Origin of the sequence: Sphingobium phenoxybenzoativorans (assembly GCF_001757355.1) — a bacterium.
In the GTDB taxonomy this organism is placed as follows: domain Bacteria; phylum Pseudomonadota; class Alphaproteobacteria; order Sphingomonadales; family Sphingomonadaceae; genus Sphingobium; species Sphingobium phenoxybenzoativorans.
The window spans coordinates 94,818-116,331 of sequence record NZ_MINO01000008.1 but is presented as its reverse complement, the minus strand read 5'-3'; the positions used below and the strand labels follow the sequence as shown (position 1 = coordinate 116,331).

Genomic DNA, 21,514 nt, shown 5'->3' with positions numbered 1-21,514 from the left:
GCCTGCGGCGAACCCGTTTTATTGCATTTCGGTTGGCCCGTCAGGCGGGGAATGTCCTGGCGAACCACCGTTTTTCGATTGGAGACTGAAGGCGTTATGCAAATCATCGTTCGCGATAACAATGTCGACCAGGCGCTGCGCGCTCTCAAGAAGAAGCTGCAGCGCGAGGGCGTGTATCGTGAGATGAAGCTTCGCCGTCATTACGAGAAGCCGTCGGAAAAGCGCGCTCGCGAGAAGGCCGCCGCCGTGCGCCGCGCCCGCAAGCTGGAGCGCAAGCGCGCCGAGCGTGACGGCGTCCGGTAAGGACTGCCGGTAATACCGAATATCGGGGGCGGCGCGGCCGCCTCCGCTTCCTGACCTATCCCTCGACATAGCAAGGCTCCCGCCATGTCCACCGTTACGGCTGTCCCGCTTCTCCCGATCGCCAAGGGGTCGCTGACCCGGCTGTGGATAGGCGTTGCGATCCTTCTGCTGGCGGCCGGCGCCCTGGCCTGGGCGGGCACCGTGTCTCTGCAGCCGCTGGGATTCGAGGTGCTGGAGGAAGGCGAAGGCCCCAGCCCGACGCTCGACGATGTGGTGCTGGTCTCCTATGTCGGCAAGCTGACCGACGGCAAGGTCTTTGACCAGAGCGAGCAGCAGGCATTCCCCGTCGGCGAAGTCGTCCCCGGCTTCAGCCAGGCCCTGCTGAAGATGAAGAAGGGCGGCCATTACAAGGTCACCATCCCGCCGCGCCTGGGCTATGGCGCGAAGGCGGCCGGCCCGATCCCCGCCAATTCCACGCTGATCTTCGACGTGCATCTGCGCGACTTCAAGTCGAAGGAAGAAATCATGCGGATGCAGCAGCAGATGCAGATGATGCAGGGCGGCGCAGGCGGCCCGCCGATGCCGGGCGCACCCGCGCCGGGCCAGTGAGCGCGAATCGCCCGTTTTTCTGGAAATGATTGCTGGATTTTAGGCCCGCATCGCTGCGGATTTGGCGGTGCGTCGCCATTTTTTGCGACTTTAGTATGGTGCCGCCGCCACGGCGCGCCAGCTTAATTTTTGCGAAAGGATATGGAGTCGACTGAGGATTCTCCATCAGTGGGATCGACAGTTTTGCGCGCCATATCTCCATCCACCCCCGCATCCGGCTCATTGTTGATGCACGTCCAGTGGACGCCATCTGCCATCGGCGAGGCGGAGTTCAGTTCCGGCCTGGACCTGGACACGCAGACCGTCCGTGTCTCCAGCGGAGGTCTATGGACGCAGGCGGATGCCGAACGGTCATTGGTGGTGCATAAGCGGATCATCCGGGAAGCGCGGCTGCGTTTCGGCAGCGTCAAGGCGATGATCGACTTGCGCGACGTGATCCGCCCGACCTTGGAATCGGCCCTGTGGTTCCAATCGACAAATTCCGAAATCTATCGGGAGGATGACCGGATCGCCGTGGTGGTGAAATCGTCCGTTTTCAAAATCCAGCTTCGTAGAGCTTTGATGGTCGGCACGCGCGAGGCGTTTTTGTCGATGGATGCCGCGGAAATGTGGCTGCAAGCCTATTCCATGATGAACGGCCGCGTGGCCTGAAGCGATCCTGCGGCGCGGATTACTCCGCCTTCCGCTGTCCTTTCGCCGCCGCCATCGTCTTCGACCGTTCCTCCAGATAGACCTTGATCATCGCGACGATCGGGTCGGCGAGGAACAGGCCCATGATGCCGAACAGCGCGCCGAACAATATCTGCGCGCCCAGTACGAGGGCGGGGGCAAGGTCCGTGGCGCGCTTCGCCACCATCGGCACGATCAGATAGCCGTCGACCATCTGCACCGCGAGATAGACGCAGAACGCATAGAGTCCCGTGTCGGTGCCGGCCGAGAAGCCGACCAATATGATGAGGATGCCGGAAATGATGGAGCCGATATTGGGCAGGAAGGCGAAGATGCCGGTTAGCACGCCCAGCAGCGCCGCCATCGGCACGCCGCCCGCCCATAGTAGCAGCCAGGTGCCAATGCCCTCGACCAGCATGCCGATCAGCCGTCCGAACATCAGCCGGCGCAGCGTCCAGCCCATCTTGTCGGCGATCGTGTAGAAATTCTCCCGCTTTTCCATCGGCAGCATCCAGGCGACGCCGCGCTCATAGAGTTTCGGCTCGATCGCGATGAAGATCGCCAGCACCAGCATCATGACCATGCTGGTGATCGCGCCGACGGCGGTGCTGACCGCCTGAGTCACGCGGCCGAGCGAACTGAGCGCCTGATTGCCCAGCGTTTTCAGGTCCTCCGGCGTGGTGGTGATGCCCAGTTGTTGCGCCCAGCCACCGATGCGGCCGACCTGCAGCTCCACAATATGGCGCATCGCCTGCGCCTGCGCGGCGAGGTTCGATCCGGTCAGATAGACGGTCCAGCCCATGAAGGCGACGACGCCCAGCAGGACGATGGCAAGCCGCCAGCCGCGCGAAATAGGCAGGACCCGCTTCAACAGCCGCGCGCCGCCGTCCATCATTGTCGTGAGGACCAGCGCGCCCAGGATCAGCATGATCGGCTGGGCCAGCAGGACGAGCAGCGCCACCGTGATGCCCAGGCCGAACCAGACGCCCGCCCGTTTCAATTCCTCCCGCACCAGCGGGCTGCGCATTTCCGATGGGCCGGGGGCCTCTACATGGTCCTGCGCCTCGCTCATCGCTGCGCCGGTCCGGCGGTGGCGGGGTGCAGGCTGTTGCCGGCCCGGCCGCTGCGGAGCGAGCTGATCCAGCTCAGCGGATTGAAGGTCGCGTCGCCGTCCAGCGAGAATGTGATGAATTCCGCCCGGCCGCCAATCGCCTCATAGGGCACCGCGCCGCCAAGGCCGTTTTCGGCGAGCGTCGCGCGGCTGTCCGCGCTGTTGTCGCGATTGTCGCCCATCAGGAAAACATGGTTGGGCGCGACGCGCACCGGACCGTACCAGTCCAGCTCGCTCGGCCCGACGTCGATGATGGTGTAGCTCTTGCCGTTGGGCAGCGTTTCGCGCTTCACCGGCAGTTCGCAATATTTGCGCCCGTCCCGGTCCTCCACCAACGCGCCAGGGAACTGGCTGGGCGGGCAGGGGGCGTTGGCGTCGACGGGAATGCGCAGCGGGGCCAGCGTCTGCTGCGGCACCGGCACGCCGTTCAGCAGCACCTGACCGCCGCGCACCTCTATGATGTCGCCGGGCAGGCCGATGACGCGCTTGATATAATCCTCCCGCTTGTTCTGCGGGGAGGCGATGACGATGTCGCCGCGTTCCGGCAGGCTACCGAAGATGCGTCCCTTCATGAATGGCAGCGGGTGGAAGCTGGGCGAGACATAGGACCAGCCATAGGGATATTTGCTGACGACCAGCCGGTCGCCCTTCAGCAGCACCGGCATCATCGATTCCGATGGAATGTAGAAAGGCTTGGCCACGAAGCTGTGAAAGGCGAGCACCGCCAGGATCAGCAACGATATGCTCTTTATCTCTCCCCACCAGTCGATCGGCGGCTTTTCCTGTGCGGCCGTTTCGGGTGCGGCTGCCGGTTGGTCGTCTGTCTGCATCTCGGCTGCCGTCGTCATCAGGGAGTCACCATGTGTGTCCTGCGCCTTATTGGGGCAAGGCTTCTATAATTACAAATGCCTGCGCCCATGGATGATCGTCGGTGAGCGTCAGGTGAATGACCGGGCGGTGGCCCGCAGGGACCATAGCCTCCAGCCGCGCCAGCGCGCCGCCCGTCAGATGCAGGGTAGGGGCGCCGCTGCGCGCATTGACGACGCCGATATCCTTCATGAAAACGCCAGCTTTAAACCCCGTTCCGACCGCCTTGGAAAAAGCCTCCTTGGCGGCGAAGCGCTTGGCAAGCGTGCCAGCCTTGGTGAAGGGGCGGCGATTGGCCTTGGCCTGTTCGACGTCGGTGAATACGCGCCGCTCGAAGCGTTCTCCGAAGCGATCGAGAGACTGCTGGATTCGCTCGATATTGCAGAGATCGGAGCCGAGGCCGATGATCATGACGGCCTGAGATCCCAGCCTGCGCTGGGATGACACGCTGTGTTGAGATGAAAGGCTGCGCCCCTCACCGTACAAGGTCCATCTGCCGCCGCATTTCGCGGATACTCTCCTCAAGCCCGCCGAAGATCGCCTCGCCGATCAGGAAGTGGCCGATATTGAGTTCGGCCAGTTGCGGGATAGCGGCGACGGGACCGACATTGTCGAAGGTCAGGCCGTGGCCGGCATGCGGTTCGATCCCGTTCTTCGCCGCCAGCGCCGCGCCATCGACGATGCGGCGCAATTCCTCGGCGCGTTCGGCCCCGGTCACATGGGCATAACGGCCGGTGTGAAATTCCACCACCGGAGCATTCAGCCGGATCGCGGCGTCGATCTGCTTGGGATCGGCCTCTATAAACAGGCTGACGCGGATGCCGGCGTCCAGCAGCTTGCCGACGATCGGTTGCAGCGCGGCGAATTGCCCGGCGGCGTCCAGCCCGCCCTCGGTCGTGCGCTCCTCGCGCTTTTCCGGCACGATGCAGGCGGCGTGCGGCCGGTGGCGCAAAGCGATGTCCAGCATCTCATCCGTCGCCGCCATCTCCAGATTGAGGGGGACGGTCAGCGCCGCCATCAGCGATGCGATATCCTCATCGCGAATATGCCGCCGGTCCTCCCGCAGATGGGCGGTAATGCCGTCCGCGCCCGCCTTCACGGCGATCAGCGCCGCCTTTACCGGATCGGGATGCTCGCCGCCGCGCGCGTTGCGGATGGTCGCGACATGGTCGATATTGACGCCCAGCCGCAGGAAAGTGCCCGGCGTCATCGATCAGACCTTCCTGCTGCCGGGCTTGATCGCCGGGATCGCCGCCAGTTCAGGCGGCAGGTCTTCGGGATCGTAGACCGGAAAGTTGATCTGAACGAGGGGATAGAAGGGAACGCCCAAATCCGCTTCGCCGGCGGAGCGGTCCACAAGCGCGACCTCCGCCAGTATCTCCGCGCCCTCCGCGCGCGCCGCATCCATCGCCTGCCGCGAGGAAAGGCCGGTGGTGACGACATCCTCGACCATCAGCACCTTGGCGCCCTTGCGCAGGGAAAAGCCCCGGCGCAGCTCGAACGTGCCTTCGGGCCGCTCCAGGAACATGGCGTCGACGCCAAGGGCGCGGCCCATTTCATGCCCGATGATGATGCCGCCCATGGCGGGGGAAATCACCGCCTCAATCTCATTGCGCAATTCGCGCGGCAGCTTTTGCGCAAGGCCGCGGGCGAGGGCCGAGGCGCGTTCGGGATTCATCAGGACGCGCGCGCATTGCAGATAGTTGGCGCTGCGCTTGCCGGATGAAAGAATGAAATGGCCCTCCAGAAGCGCGCCCGCCGCCCTGAATTCGGCCAGTGCCTCGTCTTCTGTCATGCCATCATTACCCCTTGTTGTGCGGCAAGGCAGATAGGCGGCGGCAAGCCACGTTGCAACAGCGAAGAAAATAGGCTTTTAGACGCTTGAGGCATGGGATAAGCATCCCTATAAGCCGCCGCAGTCCAAGGATTAATAGCTCCTGAAAAGGGGGCGCGACTGGACCGCGTGGACGGAAAAAGGGGCTAGGGGTACATAACGCTTATGAAAATGGTGAAATCGCTTGTTCTCGCAGGATTGCTGGCCTTTTCGCCAGCCCTGGGAATGACGCAGACTGCTTTTGCGCAGGACAATGCCGCCTCTGCCGAATCTGCCGCCGCCCCGGTCGCTGAAGCCGCCGCCCCCGCTGCGGCGGCGCCCGCCGAATCGGCCGCCGCGCCCGCCGCTGCTCCTGCAGAAAAGGTCGCCCCGCCGCCGCGCATGAAGCCCACCGAGGGTATCGGCATGCCGATGCCGGGCGAAATCACCATCCAGAAGCAGTTCACCGACACCGGCCGCCAGGCGCTGTGGATGCATGACTGGCTGCTTCTGCCGATCATCACCTTCACCTCGATCTTCGTGCTGGTCCTCCTGGCGTGGACGATGTACCGCTATCGCCGTGCGGCCAATCCAGTGCCGTCGAAAACGTCGCACAACACCCTGATCGAGATCATCTGGACGGTCGCCCCGGTCCTGATCCTGCTGGTGATCGCCGTGCCATCGATCGGCCTGCTGGCTGACCAGTATAAGCCCGCGCCGAAGGATGCGCTGACCGTCAAGGTCACTGGCTATCAGTGGTATTGGGGTTATGAATATCCCGACCAGGGCATTCCCGAATTCGTGTCCAACATGCTGACGAAAGAAAAGGCCGCCGAAAATGGCGAACCTTATCTGCTGGCGCCGGACAACCGCCTTGTTCTGCCCGCTGGCAAGCCGATCAAGCTGATCATCACCGGCGCTGACGTGATCCACAGCTTTGCCGTGCCCTCGCTCTGGGTGAAGATGGACGCCGTGCCCGGCCGTCTCAATGAAAAGAGCTTCACCATCGACAAGCCCGGCGTCTATTACGGCCAGTGCTCCGAGCTTTGCGGCGCGCGCCATGGCTTCATGCCGATCGCGATCGAGGCTCTGCCCCCCGCGCAGTTCGACCAGTGGGTGCTGTCGCAGGGCGGCAACCCGAAGGGCAAGGCGGAAACGCCGGCCACGACCGCAGCCGCAGCGCCCGCCGGCGCGCCAGCCAAGATTTGATGTAAGGGCCCCACACCCATGACGACCACCACAGCCAATCCCGACGATTTCCACGGGTCCCACGCGCATGACGATCATGGCGATCATCTGCCCGGCTTCTTCGCCCGCTGGTTCATGTCCACGAACCATAAGGACATCGGCACGCTCTACCTGATCTTCGCGATCATCGCGGGTATCATCGGCGGCAGCATCTCCGGCCTGATGCGCGCGGAGCTTGCGCATCCCGGCATCCAGTATCTGCACGCCTGGGCGCAGATGATGGACGGCCCGGACGCATCGCTCGACCAGGCCTATCATCTGTGGAACGTGCTGATCACCGCCCACGGCCTGATCATGGTGTTCTTCATGGTCATGCCGGCGATGATCGGCGGCTTCGGCAACTGGTTCGTGCCCATCATGATCGGCGCGCCCGACATGGCGTTCCCGCGGATGAACAACATCTCTTTCTGGCTGCTGATCCCCGCCTTCGTGCTTCTCCTCGGCTCGACTTTCGTGCCCGGCGGCACCGGCAATGGCGCGGGCACCGGCTGGACGGTCTATGCGCCGCTCTCGACCAGCGGTTCGGCCGGTCCGGCCGTCGACATGGCGATCCTGTCGCTGCACATTGCGGGCGCCAGCTCGATCCTGGGCGCGGTCAACTTCATCACCACCATCTTCAACATGCGCGCGCCGGGCATGACCCTGCACAAGATGCCGCTGTTCGTATGGTCGGTGCTGGTCACCGCTTTCCTGCTGTTGCTCGCTTTGCCGGTTTTGGCCGCGGCGATCACCATGCTGCTGACGGACCGCAATTTCGGCACCACTTTCTATGACGCGGCCGGCGGCGGCGATCCTGAACTGTACCAGCACCTGTTCTGGTTCTTCGGCCATCCCGAAGTCTACATCATGATCCTGCCGGGCTTCGGCATTATCAGCCAGATCGTCTCGACCTTCAGCCGCAAGCCGGTGTTCGGCTATCTCGGCATGGCCTACGCCATGGTCGCGATCGGCGTCGTCGGCTTCGTCGTGTGGGCGCACCACATGTTCACCACCGGCATGTCCGTGAATGTGAAGATGTATTTCACCGCCGCCACGATGGTCATTGCGGTTCCGACCGGCATCAAAATCTTCTCGTGGATCGCGACGATGTGGGGCGGATCGATGAGCTTCAAGACCCCGATGGTCTGGGCGATCGGTTTCATCTTCATGTTCACCGTCGGCGGCGTGACCGGCGTGGTCCTCGCCAATGGCGGCGTCGATGACGTGATGCACGACACCTATTATGTCGTCGCGCACTTCCACTATGTGCTGTCGCTGGGCGCCGTCTTTGGCCTCTTTGCCGGGTTCTACTACTGGTTCCCGAAGATGAGCGGCAAGATGTACAACGAGTTCCTCGGCCAGCTCCACTTCTGGGTGTTCTTCATCGGCGTGAACCTGCTGTTCTTCCCGATGCACTTCCTGGGTCTGTCGGGCATGCCCCGCCGCTATCCCGACTATCCGGAAGCTTTCGCCAAGTGGAACGCCGTCGCCAGCCATGGTTATGAGATCATGGCGGTCGGCATGCTGATCTTCTTCGTGAACCTCATCTGGTCGCTGGCCGCCGGCAAGAAGGCCGCCGACAACCCGTGGGGCGAAGGCGCGACGACGCTGGAATGGACGCTGAGCAGCCCGCCGCCGTTCCACCAGTTCGAAACCCTTCCGGTTATCGACTGACAGGCATAGCCCCTTCCGTTCGCGGAAGGGGCAGGGTGGGAAGGCCCACGCCTTCGGGCGCTGCGCCTTTCCCGACCCCTCCCTTCAATGGGGAGGGGAGGAATTGAAATGACGACCGCTACGTTAGACGCACGCACCTTGCCCGCCCACTGGCGCGATTTCCTGGCGTTGACCAAGCCCAGGGTGATGACGCTTGTCGTTTTTACGGGGCTTTGCGGACTGCTTGCGGCGCCCGGCGGCATCCACCCGATCCTGGGCTTCACCACCATATTGTGCATCGCGCTTGGCGCTGGCGCAGCGGGCGCGCTCAATCAGTGGTATGAGGCGGAGATCGACGCGCAGATGAAGCGCACCGCCGGCCGTCCGCTGCCCGCCGGCCGCATGGACCGGCAATCGGCGCTGCATTTCGGTGTCGGCCTGTCCTTCTTCTCGGTCATTCTTCTCGGCCTCGCCGCCAACTGGCTGGCGGCAGCGATCCTGGCGGTGTCGATCCTGTTCTATGTGATCGTCTACACCATGTGGCTGAAGCCCCGGACCGCGCAGAATATCGTCATTGGCGGCGCGGCCGGAGCCTTTCCGCCGGTTATCGGCTGGGCGGCGGTCACAGGCGATGTCAGCGCGCTTCCGGTCGCGCTGTTCGCCCTGATCTTCTTCTGGACGCCGCCGCATTTCTGGGCGCTCGCCCTGTTCGTCAAGACCGACTATGCGAAGGCGGGCATCCCGATGCTGCCGGTCGTCGCGGGCGAAGTGGCGACCCGCCGCCAGATATGGCTCTACACCGCGATCATGGCCGCGGCGGCGATGGCGCCGGTTCTCCTGCGGCTTACCGGGCCGATTTACGGCACCGTCGCGTTCCTGGGCACGGCGCTGTTCGCGATATTCGCATTTCAGGTGTCCGTCCGCCGCGAGAGCGATCCTGAAAAGATGCAGCCTGAGCGGCGCCTGTTCAAATATTCCATCCTCTATCTTTTCCTGCTGTTCGGGGCGGTCGTCATTGACCGGTGGGTGTTCGCATGACGCCCGATGAGGAAAAGGAAGTCCGCGCCCGCCAGCGGTCGCGCGCCTTGGTCATGGGCCTGCTGCTGGGAGCGCTGGTCATCCTGTTCTACGGCATTACCATCGCAAAGATCGCGAACCACTGATGGCGACGGCGCCCCAGACCCTCGCGCATCGCAATCGCCGGACCATGCGGATCGCCTTGCTCGTCGCGATCGGTTCGTTGTCGATGGGTTTCGCCTCCGTGCCGCTATATCGCATATTCTGCGAACAGACGGGCTTTGGCGGGACGACCCAGCGCGCCGACGCCGCCACGAAGGTCAATGTTGCGACCGGACACACCCTGTCCATCCGCTTCGATTCCAATGTGACGCCGGGCATGCCGTGGAAATTCTATCCCGAACATCGCACGGATACCGTGACGGTCGGCGCGCGCGACATGGCGATATTCGTGGCGAAGAACATGTCGGACAAGCCGGTGACCGGCACCGCCGCCTTCAATGTCACGCCGACGCAGGCCGGGGCCTATTTCACGAAGATCCAGTGTTTCTGCTTCACCGAGCAGACGCTGCAGCCGGGGCAGGAGGTCCGCATGCCGGTCCTCTATTATGTCGACCCGAAGATCCTCGACGACCCGGACAATAAGGATACGCAGCAAATTACCTTGAGCTACACCTTCTACCCGGTTGAGAACGGGAAAAAGCCAAGCTAAGGCAGTCGATAGATAACGAACAGGGAAGACGAGACGATGGCAGGCGCCAAGAACCACGATTACCACATTCTCCCGCCCAGCATCTGGCCGCTGTTCGGCTCGATGTCGGCTCTGGTCATGGCGTTCGGCGCGATCATGTGGATGCATCCCGATGCGCTGCCCGCGCATGGCGGCTGGGTCTTCTTCGCCGGCGTCGCGGGTGTCCTGTTCACTTTCTATAGCTGGTGGGCGAAGGTCATTGGCGAGGCGCATGCCGGCGATCATACGCCGGTGGTTCAGCTTCACCTGCGCTACGGCATGATCCTGTTCATCGCGTCGGAGGTCATGTTCTTCGTCGGCTGGTTCTGGGCCTTCTTCGATTTCTCGCTGTTCCCCTCGGCCCTGCCGCCGATCGACGGCCTGTTCCCGTCGAAGGGCATCGAGGTATTGAACGCCTTCGAACTGCCGCTGCTCAACACGCTGATCCTGCTCTGCTCCGGCACCACCGTCACCTGGGCGCACCATGCGCTGATCCACGGCGACCGTGACGGCCTGATCAAGGGCCTGTGGTGCACCATCCTTCTGGGCCTGCTCTTTTCCTGCATCCAGGCCTATGAATATGCGCATGCGCCGTTCGACTTCGGCGGCACGCCCTATTCCTCCGGCTTCTACATGGCGACCGGTTTCCACGGTTTCCACGTGATCGTCGGCACGATCTTCCTGATCGTGAACCTGGTCCGCGCCTATAAGGGGCACTTCACCCCGCGCCAGCATTTCGGTTTCGAGGCGGCAGCCTGGTACTGGCACTTCGTTGACGTGGTGTGGCTGTTCCTTTTTTGCGCCGTCTATGTCTGGGGCGGCTGGGGCGCGCCCGTCCACGCCGGCTGATAGAATGAGAGGCGTTCGATGACCGGGCAGGATTACCATCTCGCTCAGGTGAACATCGGACGCCTCGTCGCTCCCAAGGGCGACCCGCGCGTCCAGCCTTTCTTCGATGCGCTGGACCGCATCAACGCGCTGGCGGAGGCGTCGCCCGGCTTCATCTGGCGGTTGAAGGATGAGGGCGGCAACGCCACCGATATCCAATATTCGCCGGACCCGTTGCTGATCCCCAATATGTCGGTCTGGGCGGATGCCGAATCCCTGTTCGATTTCGTCTATCGCAGCGCCCACACCCCGGTCATGGCCCGCCGCCGGGAATTTTTCGAGCGGTTTCGGGGCGCCTATCAGGCGCTCTGGTGGATTCCCGCCGGAACCGTCCCCACCGTCAATGACGCGCTCTCGCGCCTCTGGCTGCTCGATCGCTTCGGCCCAAGCGCTGACGCCTTCACCTTCAAGTCGCGTTTCCCCAAGCCGGGTCTGGCCGGGCCGCCGCAGGATCTGCGGCCGGACCCCTGGTGCATGGGGCGTGCCTGATACGCAGCCGCAGGCCGGCGCACCGGCTCCGACGCCATTGCTCATCGCATCGGCGCGGGGATTGTGCCCGCAATGCGGCCAGCCCACCCTGTTTGCTGCGACGGTTCGTTTCTCAAAGGACTGCCGCGCCTGCGGGCTTTCTTTCGCGCAATTCAATGTGGGCGACGGGCCAGCGGCCTTCCTGATCCTGATCGTTGGCGCGCTTGTCACCGCTCTGGCCGTGATAACGGAGGTGAAGGCGCATCCGCCCTTCTGGCTGCATATCCTGCTATGGGCGCCGCTGACGATCGTGGCTGTGATGGGATTGTTGCGCATCGCGAAGGGCACGCTGCTGATCCTGGAATATCGCAACAAGGCGCGTGAGGGTACGCTGGCGCGGCCGGGGTCTGCATCATGATCCGCCGCCTGCCGCTCATTCCGACACTCCTTGTCGCTATCGCCATTGCGGTCATGATCGGCCTTGGCGTCTGGCAATGGCAGCGGAGCGGGGAGAAGGAGGCGATGATCGCGGTCCTGCGCGCCAATCCCGCCAAGCCTTCCACCAGTTTCCCCGCCATTGGCCCGGTTCCCCCGGAACTCTTGTTCCGCCGCTCGTCGACCCATTGCCTGCGCGTCGTCGGCTGGCGGGATGAAGCGGGAAGGGCGGCGGACGGCTCCATGGGCTTTCGCTATATCGCCGAATGCGCGACCGGGGCCGAGGGGCCGGGCGTGCTCGTTAATCTGGGCGTGGGCGGTAAACCGGGCCTGAAGCCGGGCTGGACTGGCGGACAGGTCGAAGGCTGGATCGCGGAGGAACCTGATCACCGCTCCCTGCTCTCGCGTCTGGTTGAAAAGCCCATGCCGCTGCGCCCGATGCTGATCGCCAGCGCTCCTGCGGCTGGGCTGAAGGCGGCCGCACCGCCGAAGGTCGAGGACGTGCCGAACAACCATATCGCCTATGCCGTGCAATGGTTTCTGTTCGCGGGGATCGCGGCAGTGATCTACGGGCTGGCGGTGCGCAGGCGGCTCGCCGGTACTACAGACACCCGTTCGCCCTGAGCTTGTCGAAGCCCTGTCCTTCTTTGAAGGTAAGGACAGAGGTTGACCTACGGTCGATTGCGTCTCGACCGGCTCAGCCCGAACGGTACATAGGGGTTCCCTTAGCGCTAAACCCTTGCTCCCCGGCCCGCACAACGCTACCGCGCCAGCCACCATGAAATATATAAGCACCAGGGGGAGCGCGCCCGCGCTCGGATTTGAGGAGGTCACGCTCGCCGGTCTCGGATCGGACGGGGGGCTGTATCTGCCCGAAGCCTGGCCGTCTTTCACGCGAGATCAGATCGCGGCCCTCGCGGGTCTCTCCTATGTCGAGACCGCCGTGCGCGTGATGGCTCCCTTCGTCGCCGGATCGCTCAGCGAAGATGAACTGCGCGACCTGTGCACGCAGGCTTATGGCCGTTTCAGCGTGGATGCGGTGACGCCGCTGGTTCAACTCGATCACCAGCATTGGCTGCTGGAACTTTTCCACGGACCGACGCTGGCGTTCAAGGACGTCGCGCTGCAGCTTCTGGGCCTGTTGTTCGAGAAATTCCTGTCGCGCCGTGACGATCATCTGACCATCGTCGGCGCGACCTCCGGGGACACCGGTTCCGCCGCCATCGATGCCGTCGCGGGGCGGGAGAAGATCGACATCTTCATGCTGCATCCCGATGGCAGGGTGTCCGATGTGCAGCGCCGCCAGATGACGACGGTGCGCGCGCCCAATGTCCATAACATCGCCATTGATGGCAGCTTCGACGACGCGCAGGCGCTGGTGAAGCAGATGTTCAACGATCCCGGCTTTTCCAGCCGCTTCCGTCTGTCGGCCGTGAACAGCATCAACTGGGCGCGGCTGATGGCGCAGGTCGTCTACTATTTCTACGCCGCTGTACGGCTTGGCGCGCCCGAGCGGGAGATCGCCTTCTCCGTGCCGACCGGCAATTTCGGCGATGTGTTCGCCGGCTATGTCGCCTCGCGCATGGGCCTTCCGGTCAGGCAGCTTATCGTCGCCACCAACGTCAACGATATTCTCCATCGCGCACTCAGCGATGGCGATTACAGCCAGGGCAAGGTCGTCGCCACCGCCACGCCGAGCATGGACATCCAGGTTAGCTCCAACTTTGAGCGGCTGCTGTTCGATGCGGGCGGACGTGATGGCGCGGCGCTGGCCGAACAGATGCGCGGGTTTGAAGCGACGAAGGCCATGCGCCTTACCAATGCGCAGCGGGAGGGCGCCGCGGGGCTATTCTCCTCTGCGCGCGTGGATGCCGATGGCATGACGCTCGCCATGCGCTGGGCCTATGAGGGCGGTGGGCAGGTCATTGATCCGCATACGGCAGTTGGCCTCTGCGCCGCGAAGGGGGCGGATATCGATCCCGCAATCCCCATCGTCACGCTGGCGACAGCGCATCCGGCGAAGTTTCGCGACGCCGTGGAACGCGCAACCGGAACCCGGCCTGCTCTGCCCGCCCGCATCGGCAGCCTGTTCGACCGCGAAGAAGCCTATACGAAGCTGCCCGCGACGTTCGAGGCGATTACCGGCTTCGTGGCGGAGCATGCGACGGCAAGGGGCTGACGTTTTTCTTCCACCGTTCGTCCTGAGCTTGTCGAAGGACTGTCCTTCCTCTTAAGAAAGTGCGGGGCTTCGACATTCAGGCGAGCCACGCGTCTCGCTTGAACAGCCCGAACGGATGACAGATGGACCTCCAAACCCTCATCGGCGAACCCTGGCCCGATTATGGCCTGATCGATTCGGGCAATGGGCGGAAGCTGGAGCGCTATGGCTCCTACCGTTTCATCCGTCCCGAACCGCAGGCGATGTGGGCGCCCGCCACAACCGACTGGGCGTCGGATGGCGAGTTCATTCCCGGATCGGACGATGAGGGCGGCGGCCGATGGTATTATGACAAGCCGGTTCCGAAGGATGGCTGGCCGCTGGCGTGGAACGAAGTGACATTTAAGGCAAGCTGTACGCCATTCCGCCATCTTGGCTTCTTCCCGGACATGGCGCCGGTTTGGGAGTGGATGCGCCGACAGGTGGCCGGCAAGGCGGAACCGCAGGTGATGAACCTGTTCGGCTATACCGGCGTCGGCACGCTGGCGATGGCGGCCAGCGGCGCGCAGATGGTGCATGTCGACGCCTCCAAGAAATCCGTTTCCGCCGGTCGCGCCAATGCCGAGCTGTCGGGCCTTGCCGATCGACCGATCCGCTGGATCGTCGATGACGCCGCCAAATTCGCCGCGCGGGAAGTGCGCCGGGGCCGCCGCTATGACGGCATCCTGCTCGACCCGCCCAAATATGGCCGGGGGCCGGATGGCGAAGTGTGGCGGCTGGAAGAGGATCTGCCCGGCCTGATAGGCAATTGCCGCGCTTTGCTCAACGCCGACAGCAATTTCCTGTTCCTGACGGTCTACGCCGTCCGCATGTCGGCGCTGGCGATCGGCGAGTTGCTGGCCCAAGCCTTCGCGGACCTGCCTGGCAAGGTCGAAGCAGGCGAACTCGCCGTGCGGGAGGAGGCGAGGGGGCTGCTGCTCCCCACCGCCATCTGGGCACGGTGGTCGCGTTAGGGTTCGATCCGTCGCAGCGCGATTATCCGGAAATGCCGTGAACTCCTGCGGAGGCAGGAGGCCAGTTCATGCCCGGCAACGCGGCGCGTGCGTTCAAACCACATCCTCCAGCGGCCGTCCCTTGCGCGCGCGCAGGTCGGCCAGCAGCGTGCGCATTGCCCATCCGCACGCCTTGGCCATTTGCGCGCCGGTCAGCCCCCAATGGTCGCGCATTTCGAGCCAGGGCGTCGTGTGCAGCACCTGAAGCATGGCGGTGGCGAGCAGTTGATCTTCCTCGCTCAGATCCTGCGTCGCGTCCGCCGCCGCCGCGCGATAGCTTTCCGTGCGGCGCTTGCGCTCCGACATGCGGACCGCGCGCCCTTGCGGAGTGGACCGGATGACCGTCGCCAGCGGCGCAATCCTGTCAAACCCCTCATAGATGGCGGGGAGGGATGAGAGCATCTCCTCCTCTGACCGGGGGAAGGTGACCGATGGTCCCGCCAGCCCGGTCACGCGCTCCCACACCGACTGCATCAGGCTCTCGCGGTCCGGGAAATAGCGATAGACGGTGCGCCGCCCGATTCCGGCGCGTTCCGCCACCCGGTCGTGATTGATGTCGCTGCCCTCGGCGATCAGTGCGATCAGGGCGTCGACCATCCGTGATCGTGCATTTTCCTTGGCGTCCGCGCGACCAGTGGGCGTATCATTCTTGTCTGTCATGCCGTCCCGATAATGTGCGGCACAAAAAGTGTCAAATTTAGATTGACACTTTTTATGCCATCCTTATGAGGCGCTGCCACAGCGAATGAGAAAGGGGCAAGCCCATGTTGTTTCATCTGTCCATCGCAGCCCATGAGCCGCGCCATGTGGCGGAGGTTATCGCGGAGTTCTGGGGAGGGGAGGCGTTGCCCTTTCCGCCGGTTTGCGAAGGGTGCTGGATCGCCTTTGCCGGGGATGAGCGCGCCACCGCGATGGAGGTCTATCCGATCGACACGCGCTTGAAGGAAGCGGATGGCGACGCCGACGCCTATGGCGAGCGGGGGCATGAGGGGCGCTACACGGCGACCCACGCCGCCATCGCGACGATACTGTCCCAGGATGAGGTGCTGGCGATCGCCGCGCGGGAGGGCTGGCCAGCGAAATATCGCAAGCGCGGCGATCAGTTCGGCGTCATCGAATTGTGGATAGAAGGCCGCCAGATGATCGAGCTTCTGACATCCGAGATGCAGCGGGAATATTTCGCGACAACAACCATCGCGAACTGGAAAGCGATGTTTGCGGCGGAACCGGTCAGTGCCTGACGCGCTGGCCCGCTCGCTGTCCTTTGGCCGGATGCAGCATCTGGTTCAGGCCATCGCCCTGTTCGGCCTGACCGGATTGCTGGCCCCGCTCGCCGCGGACATGGCGCGCCGCCTGATGCGGTTCGCCGCGCTCTATCTGGGGCGGTCCTGAGCCGCGCCGGTCCGGCCGTGGAGGGAGTCCCACAGCTTCGCCGTTCCGGCCTCCTGCGCCTTGTTCACATATTGCGCGGCCACCAGCCATCCTTTGATGGGCCGTAACGGAAGGACAGTGGTGATGAGCAAGATCGGCAGGCCGACGAGCAAATGGACCCAGAGCGGTGGGCGGGCCAGTATCTCCAGCATCACGATGAAGATCACGCCCGGCACGCAGGCGAAAAGCTGCACGAATACGGCGGGGCCATCGGCGGGATCGGCAAAGGAATAATCCAGCCCGCACGCCTCGCAATGGTCCCTGATGGTCAGGAAGCCCTGAAAAATATGGCCCTCGCCGCAGCGTGGACAACGCCCCAGCACGCCGGTTTGCACCGGGGAAAGCATCCGTCGGGTCCCATTTGCGTCGCCTGCCGCAGCGCCATTATTCCATGCGTCCATCGGAAATCTCCTTGGCGGCGATATCGGACGGCGCGGCGGCGCATTCAATTGCGCATTTTGTCCCAGGCGCGCAGGCTGGAGCACCCCTTATTTCGGGCAGCTTTCCCCCGGCCCGGCAATGATATCCAGGCATCGCCCGTCAATCTCTCCCCTGGGCACGGAAAGGCCGATGGTTGCAGCGAGCGTCGGCATGATGTCCGCCGTTTCCACACCTAACGGCTGTTCAAAGCTCGCCAGACCTTTGCGCCAGAACAGGATCGGCACCCGCCGGTCCAGGTCCCATGGGCTGCCATGCGTTGCGACATAGCCTTTGGTCGGATCGGCGATCGGCGTGATGCGAGGTTTCAGCATGACGAGGAAGTCGCCGGACCGGCCGGGATAGAAGCTCGCGCGCGCCTCTTGGATCAAGCTCCAGCTTTCCGGCGGACCGGACGGGCTGGGTGTCGCCGCGATCTCGGCATTGGTCAGCACTGTCTGGATCTGCGGATGGGTTTTCCAGATCGCCATCAGCGCATCGGTGACCTTTTTGCGCTGAGCCGGCGAAAGCGTCCTGGCCAAATACATGTCGCCAGCGGGACCATCCCCATAGAGCAGCGTGCCGGACAGGCCCGTCTTTGCCGCCAGTGTCGCGTTCAGCGCCCTCGGTTCGAGCGCGGGGTCGATGCGCGCTTCCATCGGCATGGCGTTCTGGCGATGGCGTTCGGGAAGGTCGTGACCGCCATGATCGGCGGTCAGCATCACTTCATAGTCGATGCCGTCCGCATCCAACCGGTCAAAGAAGGCGCCGAGCTCCCGATCCAGCGAATATTGCTGAATGCACATTTCCGCGCCTTCGGTGCCATAGGTGTGGCCGATATAGTCGTTTGCCGACAGGCCGATGGAGATGATGTCGGTCTGCGCCTGCTTGCCCAGGCCCATATTCTCGATCAGCGCAGCGGCCAGCACCAGCGTTGCGGCATCCTGTTCGGGAGAGGCGCGGAACGCCTTGGCGTCGCCCGCCTTGCGCGCAAAACGGCCAGTGCCGACGCTCTTGCCCGCGCCGATATCAACGGCGAAATCGCGCGACGCGCATTCGGCGGGAAGCTCCATTCCCGGACGATCCTCGTTCAGCATCTTGGCGACGCCGGCATTCACCTGCGTTACCAGTGCGTTGTCTGCCCTTCCTTTCAGCGTGACATAACCCTTGCCGCCCCACCACCAGAGCTGATCAGCGGTAGGCCCGCCCATCATGATCGCCGCCCGGTCCTTGCCCGCCACGGACACGACGCGGGTTGCGGGGTTCGCCACCTTCATGCGCCCGCCAAGCGTCGGGACTTTCAGATGGAGGGCGGAGGCGACATAGGCCTCGCTGGTCGTTTCCGGCTGGCTTTCATCCTCGGCGCAATAGACGGCCTTGTCCGCCCGCGCCGTTTCCAGATCGAACCAGGTATTGGCGATGATGCCGGTGCGCGACGGGCGGCTGCCGGTCAGGATGGTGGAATGGCCGGGGCAGGTTTCTGTCGCGGCATGGCTTTGATAGCCGCGGGGGAATACCGCGCCCTGCGTCATCCGTTTCATGCCCGCGACATAATGCTGGCGATATTCGTTAAAGAGATCGCCCGAAAACTGGTCTACGGAGATCGCGACGATCAGTTTCGGCGGTGTGGCGGCCACGGCGGGCGTCGCGGCGGCCGGAGGCGCGCTTGCAGCGGCGCTCTGGGCGTTCAAAAGCGCCGGAGCGCAGAGGGCGGCCATCGCGGAGGCAGTGGCAAGAGCGCGGCGAAAGATCACGGGGGAAACTCCTTGCTTGACGGCTGCACCGGCGAGACCTAGCCCGCGCAGGGGGTGCTGCACAGAGGCCCGATGCGGATTTTTCATTTCCTCCTGATGACAATGGCGGCGCTGCTGCTTGCGCCAGTGCAGGCTGTTGCGCAGTTGCCGGGCGCTGCGGGCGCAGATCACATCGCCGCCCGGCTGGTTGCGGAGAGCGATGCGCCCGCGCCGGGCAGCCGCGTGACGCTGGCCTTCGTCATGGAACCGGAACCCGGCTGGCACGGCTATTGGGAAAATCCGGGCGACGCCGGTCTGGGCATGACGGCCAAATGGACGCTGCCGTCCGGCGTTACGGCGGGCGTGTTGCGCTATCCGGTGCCGGAAACGCTGTTGATCTCCGGCCTGATGAACCATGTCTATGAGGGGCGATATGCCATCCTCACCACACTCGATATTCCTGCATCCCTGAAGCCGGGAACGAAGCTTCCGCTGCGTGTCCGCGGCGACTGGCTGGCTTGCACGGACCAGATATGCGTACCGGCCGGGGCCGACCTTGCGCTCGACCTTACGGTCGGCGACGGCGCGATTTCTCCAAAAATGCGTGCGACATTTGATGGTTATCGTGCACATTTGCCACGCTCTCTTGGATCGCAGGCGCGTTTTGCCGTGGCCAATGGCAAATTCCGCCTCGCCATTCCCTTTCCCGCCACCGCGCAGATTTCCCAGCCCTGGTTCTTCGCCCTGACCGATGGCGCGCTCAAATATGCCACGCCGCAGCGGGTCACGCGCAATGGCGACATGCTGATCGTCGAGAGCGATGCGGCGGAAACGGCCCCTGCAGAGGTGAAGGGGGTTTTGCGCACAGGCGATCATGTCGGCCTGTCGATCGACGCCCGGCCCGGCGCCGTCCCCGCCGCCGGAACGCCGGTGGGCGGCGCGCAGGGCCAGACTGGGGGCAACGGCGGTCTTTCGACGATCCTGCTCGCATTCGGCGGCGCGATCCTTGGCGGCCTGATCCTCAACATCATGCCTTGCGTCTTTCCGATCCTCAGCCTCAAGGCGTTGAGCCTTGCCAAGGCGGGCGGCGATGCGGCAGGGGTGAAACGGGAAGCATGGGCCTATGCCGCGGGGGTGATCGCGACCTGCCTGGCGCTCGGCGCTGGCCTGCTCGCCCTGCGGACTGGCGGGGCGGCCGTGGGCTGGGCGTTTCAGCTTCAGGACCCGCGCGTCATTCTGCTGCTGCTTGTGCTCGTTACCGCCATCGCCCTTAATCTGGCCGGGCTGTTCGAATTGCGGGCGATCGGCGCGGGGCAGGGGCTTGCCGGCAAGCGCGGCGTCGCGGGCGCATTCTGGACCGGCGTCCTTGTCGCGTTCGTTGCGACGCCCTGCACCGGACCGTTCATGGGCGCGGCGCTAGGGGCTGCGCTGGTTCTGCCTGTGCTGGCCGCGCTGGCGATCTTTGTGGGGCTGGGCATTGGTCTGGCTCTGCCCTTCCTCCTCATCGCTCTCATGCCCGCGATCCGCGCCCATATGCCAAAACCGGGGGCATGGATGGGCGCATTCCAGCGCTGGCTCTCCATTCCCATGTTCGTCACCGCGCTTGCGGTCGCCTGGCTGTTGGGGCGGCAGGTGGGTGTGGGGGGCATGACCATTGGCCTTGGCGCGGCGCTTGCGACGGGTCTGCTGCTCTGGCTGGTCGGATTGCGTCAGCATGCGGGGCGGTCAACCGCTATCGTCGCGCTGGTTCTTGCCGCCTTGATCCTTGTGGGCGGAATGGTCCTTCTGCCGCCCGCCGGATCGGCATCCGCCGCAGCCAGCAGCTCCACTGCGAGCATCCCGTTCGACGAGGGCCGGCTCTCGCAACTGCGTGGCGAGGGAAAGCCGGTGTTCCTCTATTTCACGGCCGACTGGTGCCTGACCTGCAAGGCCAATGAAGCCGCCGCCATCGACCGCTCAGAGGTTGCCAAAGCCTTCGCAAAGGCGGGCGTCACCATGATGGTCGGCGACTGGACCAATGCCGATCCCGCCATCGGGCGCTTCCTCGAAAGTCATGGCCGCTCCGGCGTTCCGCTCTATCTGTGGTATGCGCCGGGGAAAGACGCGCAGGTCTTGCCGCAGGTGCTGACCCCCGCCACTTTGACGGCGCTCGTCAATGGCTAAGCAGCGCGCCGACCAGATGCTGGTCGACCGGGGACTGGTGGAAAGCCGCTCCCGCGCCCAGGCGATGATCCTTGCGGGCCTCGTTTTTTCGGGCGACCGGAAGGTCGAGAAGGCCGGGCAGCAGATCGCCGAGGACGCCGCCATCGAGGTGCGCGGCCGCGACCATCCCTGGGTGTCGCGCGGCGGCATCAAGCTTGCCCATGCGCTCGACCATTTCGGCTGGGATGTCACTGGCGCGGTGGCCATGGATGTCGGCAGCTCGACGGGCGGGTTCACGGACGTATTGCTGAGCAAGGGCGCCGCCCGCGTCTATGCGGTCGATAGCGGCACAAATCAGCTTGCCTGGAAATTGCGGTCGGACCCCCGCGTTATCGTCCATGAAAAGACCAGCGCCCGCATCCTTACCCCGGACCATATTCCTGAGCGTGTCGATATCATCGTGTGCGACGCCAGCTTCATTGGTCTTGCCAAGGTTCTGGACCGCCCTTTGACCTTCGCGGCTCCGCAGGCGCGCCTTATCGCCCTTATCAAACCGCAGTTCGAGGCCGGGCGGGAGGAAGTGGGGAAGGGCGGCGTGGTTCGCGATCCCGCCATCCATGACCGGGTTTGCGGCGAAGTGCGCGCATGGGTCGAAGGTCTGGGCTGGCACGTCGATGGCATCGTGCCAAGCCCGATCACCGGGCCGGAAGGCAATGTCGAATTTCTTATCGCCGCCCGGCATGGCGATGGGCATGGTGGACTGTAACCGAAACTTCGTTGAGGCGCAGTAG

General features: G+C 64.0%; 26 protein-coding genes. 18 read left to right on the top strand and 8 right to left on the bottom strand.

Features of this window, described 5'->3' with window-relative positions; genetic code table 11:
* Positions 1-96 precede the first annotated feature (96 nt).
* The 3 genes from rpsU to BHQ40_RS06785 all read left to right on the top strand — a co-directional run bounded on the left by rpsU (position 97) and on the right by BHQ40_RS06785 (position 1,563).
* Positions 97-303, top strand: coding sequence for a 30S ribosomal protein S21 (gene rpsU, locus BHQ40_RS06795; protein WP_004208618.1), 207 nt, complete (start codon positions 97-99; stop codon positions 301-303).
* Positions 304-387: 84 nt separating this feature from the next.
* Complete coding sequence (locus BHQ40_RS06790) at positions 388-912, top strand: FKBP-type peptidyl-prolyl cis-trans isomerase (protein WP_070154280.1); 525 nt, start codon at positions 388-390, stop codon at positions 910-912.
* A gap of 228 nt (positions 913-1,140) precedes the next feature.
* The gene (locus BHQ40_RS06785) at positions 1,141-1,563 is read left to right on the top strand and encodes a hypothetical protein (RefSeq protein ID WP_070154278.1); all 423 of its coding nucleotides are present in this window, start codon (positions 1,141-1,143) and stop codon (positions 1,561-1,563) included.
* A 19-nt stretch (positions 1,564-1,582) separates the two neighbouring features.
* On the opposite strand, the gene BHQ40_RS06780 is transcribed toward BHQ40_RS06785, so the two are convergent.
* The 5 genes from BHQ40_RS06780 to pyrE form a co-directional block, all read right to left on the bottom strand.
* Positions 1,583-2,653: an AI-2E family transporter gene (locus BHQ40_RS06780; protein WP_070154275.1), complete on the bottom strand. Its 1,071-nt coding sequence runs from the start codon at positions 2,651-2,653 to the stop codon at positions 1,583-1,585.
* Positions 2,650-3,522 carry a signal peptidase I gene (lepB, locus tag BHQ40_RS06775; protein WP_253183282.1) on the bottom strand — a complete coding sequence of 291 codons (873 nt, stop codon included), beginning with the start codon at positions 3,520-3,522 and terminating at the stop codon, positions 2,650-2,652. The genes BHQ40_RS06780 and lepB overlap by 4 nt, the downstream gene beginning before the upstream one ends.
* 46 nt (positions 3,523-3,568) lie before the next feature.
* Complete coding sequence (gene acpS, locus BHQ40_RS06770) at positions 3,569-3,970, bottom strand: holo-ACP synthase (RefSeq protein ID WP_070154269.1); 402 nt, start codon at positions 3,968-3,970, stop codon at positions 3,569-3,571.
* A 64-nt stretch (positions 3,971-4,034) separates the two neighbouring features.
* Positions 4,035-4,769 carry a pyridoxine 5'-phosphate synthase gene (locus BHQ40_RS06765; protein ID WP_070154267.1) on the bottom strand — a complete coding sequence of 245 codons (735 nt, stop codon included), beginning with the start codon at positions 4,767-4,769 and terminating at the stop codon, positions 4,035-4,037.
* Between the two features lie 3 nt (positions 4,770-4,772).
* The gene (gene pyrE, locus BHQ40_RS06760; protein ID WP_070154265.1) at positions 4,773-5,354 is read right to left on the bottom strand and encodes an orotate phosphoribosyltransferase; all 582 of its coding nucleotides are present in this window, start codon (positions 5,352-5,354) and stop codon (positions 4,773-4,775) included.
* A 204-nt stretch (positions 5,355-5,558) separates the two neighbouring features.
* Between pyrE and coxB the strand changes: the two genes are divergently transcribed.
* The 11 genes from coxB to BHQ40_RS06710 all read left to right on the top strand — a co-directional run bounded on the left by coxB (position 5,559) and on the right by BHQ40_RS06710 (position 14,961).
* Positions 5,559-6,581: a cytochrome c oxidase subunit II gene (coxB, locus tag BHQ40_RS06755; RefSeq protein WP_070154262.1), complete on the top strand. Its 1,023-nt coding sequence runs from the start codon at positions 5,559-5,561 to the stop codon at positions 6,579-6,581.
* Positions 6,582-6,599: 18 nt separating this feature from the next.
* The gene (gene ctaD, locus BHQ40_RS06750; protein WP_070154260.1) at positions 6,600-8,273 is read left to right on the top strand and encodes a cytochrome c oxidase subunit I; all 1,674 of its coding nucleotides are present in this window, start codon (positions 6,600-6,602) and stop codon (positions 8,271-8,273) included.
* 108 nt (positions 8,274-8,381) lie between these two features.
* On the top strand, positions 8,382-9,290 hold the full coding sequence (locus BHQ40_RS06745) for a heme o synthase (RefSeq protein WP_070154258.1): 909 nt from the start codon (positions 8,382-8,384) through the stop codon (positions 9,288-9,290).
* Entirely contained in the window at positions 9,287-9,415 is a 129-nt protein-coding gene (locus BHQ40_RS26840) for a cytochrome c oxidase system small membrane protein (protein WP_290438420.1), read from the top strand. Before BHQ40_RS06745 ends, BHQ40_RS26840 begins: the two co-directional genes overlap by 4 nt.
* On the top strand, positions 9,415-9,981 hold the full coding sequence (locus BHQ40_RS06740) for a cytochrome c oxidase assembly protein (protein WP_070154256.1): 567 nt from the start codon (positions 9,415-9,417) through the stop codon (positions 9,979-9,981). Before BHQ40_RS26840 ends, BHQ40_RS06740 begins: the two co-directional genes overlap by 1 nt.
* A 36-nt stretch (positions 9,982-10,017) precedes the next feature.
* A complete protein-coding gene (locus BHQ40_RS06735; RefSeq protein WP_070154254.1) occupies positions 10,018-10,848 on the top strand; it encodes a cytochrome c oxidase subunit 3 in 831 nt (276 codons plus the stop codon).
* A gap of 18 nt (positions 10,849-10,866) precedes the next feature.
* The gene (locus BHQ40_RS06730; protein WP_070154251.1) at positions 10,867-11,376 is read left to right on the top strand and encodes a DUF3291 domain-containing protein; all 510 of its coding nucleotides are present in this window, start codon (positions 10,867-10,869) and stop codon (positions 11,374-11,376) included.
* The gene (locus BHQ40_RS06725) at positions 11,369-11,773 is read left to right on the top strand and encodes a DUF983 domain-containing protein (protein ID WP_070154249.1); all 405 of its coding nucleotides are present in this window, start codon (positions 11,369-11,371) and stop codon (positions 11,771-11,773) included. The genes BHQ40_RS06730 and BHQ40_RS06725 overlap by 8 nt, the downstream gene beginning before the upstream one ends.
* Positions 11,770-12,414, top strand: a complete 645-nt coding sequence (locus tag BHQ40_RS06720; RefSeq protein ID WP_070154247.1) for an SURF1 family protein — start codon at positions 11,770-11,772, stop codon at positions 12,412-12,414. Before BHQ40_RS06725 ends, BHQ40_RS06720 begins: the two co-directional genes overlap by 4 nt.
* 154 nt (positions 12,415-12,568) lie before the next feature.
* Positions 12,569-13,969 (top strand): threonine synthase, encoded by a 1,401-nt coding sequence (gene thrC, locus BHQ40_RS06715; protein ID WP_070154245.1) that lies wholly within the window; start codon positions 12,569-12,571, stop codon positions 13,967-13,969.
* 122 nt (positions 13,970-14,091) lie between these two features.
* The gene (locus BHQ40_RS06710; protein WP_070154244.1) at positions 14,092-14,961 is read left to right on the top strand and encodes a class I SAM-dependent methyltransferase; all 870 of its coding nucleotides are present in this window, start codon (positions 14,092-14,094) and stop codon (positions 14,959-14,961) included.
* 93 nt (positions 14,962-15,054) lie between these two features.
* On the opposite strand, the gene BHQ40_RS06705 is transcribed toward BHQ40_RS06710, so the two are convergent.
* The gene (locus BHQ40_RS06705) at positions 15,055-15,660 is read right to left on the bottom strand and encodes a TetR/AcrR family transcriptional regulator (RefSeq protein ID WP_070154243.1); all 606 of its coding nucleotides are present in this window, start codon (positions 15,658-15,660) and stop codon (positions 15,055-15,057) included.
* 104 nt (positions 15,661-15,764) lie between these two features.
* On the opposite strand from BHQ40_RS06705, the gene BHQ40_RS06700 reads away from it, so the two are divergent.
* Together BHQ40_RS06700 and BHQ40_RS26115 are read left to right on the top strand one after the other, a co-directional pair.
* Positions 15,765-16,241, top strand: a complete 477-nt coding sequence (locus BHQ40_RS06700; protein WP_070154242.1) for a hypothetical protein — start codon at positions 15,765-15,767, stop codon at positions 16,239-16,241.
* Positions 16,234-16,392 carry a hypothetical protein gene (locus tag BHQ40_RS26115; RefSeq protein WP_171905789.1) on the top strand — a complete coding sequence of 53 codons (159 nt, stop codon included), beginning with the start codon at positions 16,234-16,236 and terminating at the stop codon, positions 16,390-16,392. Before BHQ40_RS06700 ends, BHQ40_RS26115 begins: the two co-directional genes overlap by 8 nt.
* Here BHQ40_RS26115 and BHQ40_RS06695 read toward each other — a convergent pair.
* Together BHQ40_RS06695 and BHQ40_RS06690 are read right to left on the bottom strand one after the other, a co-directional pair.
* Positions 16,374-16,832, bottom strand: coding sequence for a DUF983 domain-containing protein (locus BHQ40_RS06695; RefSeq protein ID WP_070154240.1), 459 nt, complete (start codon positions 16,830-16,832; stop codon positions 16,374-16,376). The two genes, BHQ40_RS26115 and BHQ40_RS06695, sit on opposite strands and share 19 nt — an antisense overlap.
* An 87-nt stretch (positions 16,833-16,919) precedes the next feature.
* Positions 16,920-18,566: an alkaline phosphatase family protein gene (locus BHQ40_RS06690; protein ID WP_070154321.1), complete on the bottom strand. Its 1,647-nt coding sequence runs from the start codon at positions 18,564-18,566 to the stop codon at positions 16,920-16,922.
* A 108-nt stretch (positions 18,567-18,674) separates the two neighbouring features.
* On the opposite strand from BHQ40_RS06690, the gene BHQ40_RS06685 reads away from it, so the two are divergent.
* Positions 18,675-20,744, top strand: coding sequence for a protein-disulfide reductase DsbD family protein (locus BHQ40_RS06685; protein ID WP_070154238.1), 2,070 nt, complete (start codon positions 18,675-18,677; stop codon positions 20,742-20,744).
* A complete protein-coding gene (locus BHQ40_RS06680; protein WP_070154236.1) occupies positions 20,737-21,489 on the top strand; it encodes a TlyA family RNA methyltransferase in 753 nt (250 codons plus the stop codon). Before BHQ40_RS06685 ends, BHQ40_RS06680 begins: the two co-directional genes overlap by 8 nt.
* Positions 21,490-21,514 lie beyond the last annotated feature (25 nt).

Bases quoted from the DNA above. Each gene is read 5' to 3' on its own strand.
- BHQ40_RS06785 (WP_070154278.1), top strand. From the start codon at position 1,141: ATGCACGTCCAGTGGACGCCATCTGCCATCGGCGAGGCGGAGTTCAGT.
- BHQ40_RS06680 (WP_070154236.1), top strand. From the start codon at position 20,737: ATGGCTAAGCAGCGCGCCGACCAGATGCTGGTCGACCGGGGACTGGTG.
- BHQ40_RS06740 (WP_070154256.1), top strand. From the start codon at position 9,415: ATGGCGACGGCGCCCCAGACCCTCGCGCATCGCAATCGCCGGACCATG.
- BHQ40_RS06710 (WP_070154244.1), top strand. From the start codon at position 14,092: ATGGACCTCCAAACCCTCATCGGCGAACCCTGGCCCGATTATGGCCTG.
- rpsU (WP_004208618.1), top strand. From the start codon at position 97: ATGCAAATCATCGTTCGCGATAACAATGTCGACCAGGCGCTGCGCGCT.
- BHQ40_RS06685 (WP_070154238.1), top strand. From the start codon at position 18,675: ATGCGGATTTTTCATTTCCTCCTGATGACAATGGCGGCGCTGCTGCTT.
- BHQ40_RS06735 (WP_070154254.1), top strand. From the start codon at position 10,018: ATGGCAGGCGCCAAGAACCACGATTACCACATTCTCCCGCCCAGCATC.
- pyrE (WP_070154265.1), bottom strand. From the start codon at position 5,354: ATGACAGAAGACGAGGCACTGGCCGAATTCAGGGCGGCGGGCGCGCTT.
- BHQ40_RS06700 (WP_070154242.1), top strand. From the start codon at position 15,765: ATGTTGTTTCATCTGTCCATCGCAGCCCATGAGCCGCGCCATGTGGCG.
- BHQ40_RS06695 (WP_070154240.1), bottom strand. From the start codon at position 16,832: ATGGACGCATGGAATAATGGCGCTGCGGCAGGCGACGCAAATGGGACC.
- acpS (WP_070154269.1), bottom strand. From the start codon at position 3,970: ATGATCATCGGCCTCGGCTCCGATCTCTGCAATATCGAGCGAATCCAG.
- BHQ40_RS06690 (WP_070154321.1), bottom strand. From the start codon at position 18,566: ATGGCCGCCCTCTGCGCTCCGGCGCTTTTGAACGCCCAGAGCGCCGCT.
- BHQ40_RS06745 (WP_070154258.1), top strand. From the start codon at position 8,382: ATGACGACCGCTACGTTAGACGCACGCACCTTGCCCGCCCACTGGCGC.
- lepB (WP_253183282.1), bottom strand. From the start codon at position 3,522: ATGCAGACAGACGACCAACCGGCAGCCGCACCCGAAACGGCCGCACAG.
- BHQ40_RS06790 (WP_070154280.1), top strand. From the start codon at position 388: ATGTCCACCGTTACGGCTGTCCCGCTTCTCCCGATCGCCAAGGGGTCG.
- BHQ40_RS06765 (WP_070154267.1), bottom strand. From the start codon at position 4,769: ATGACGCCGGGCACTTTCCTGCGGCTGGGCGTCAATATCGACCATGTC.
- thrC (WP_070154245.1), top strand. From the start codon at position 12,569: ATGAAATATATAAGCACCAGGGGGAGCGCGCCCGCGCTCGGATTTGAG.
- BHQ40_RS06730 (WP_070154251.1), top strand. From the start codon at position 10,867: ATGACCGGGCAGGATTACCATCTCGCTCAGGTGAACATCGGACGCCTC.
- BHQ40_RS26840 (WP_290438420.1), top strand. From the start codon at position 9,287: ATGACGCCCGATGAGGAAAAGGAAGTCCGCGCCCGCCAGCGGTCGCGC.
- coxB (WP_070154262.1), top strand. From the start codon at position 5,559: ATGAAAATGGTGAAATCGCTTGTTCTCGCAGGATTGCTGGCCTTTTCG.
- BHQ40_RS06780 (WP_070154275.1), bottom strand. From the start codon at position 2,653: ATGAGCGAGGCGCAGGACCATGTAGAGGCCCCCGGCCCATCGGAAATG.
- ctaD (WP_070154260.1), top strand. From the start codon at position 6,600: ATGACGACCACCACAGCCAATCCCGACGATTTCCACGGGTCCCACGCG.
- BHQ40_RS06720 (WP_070154247.1), top strand. From the start codon at position 11,770: ATGATCCGCCGCCTGCCGCTCATTCCGACACTCCTTGTCGCTATCGCC.
- BHQ40_RS06705 (WP_070154243.1), bottom strand. From the start codon at position 15,660: ATGACAGACAAGAATGATACGCCCACTGGTCGCGCGGACGCCAAGGAA.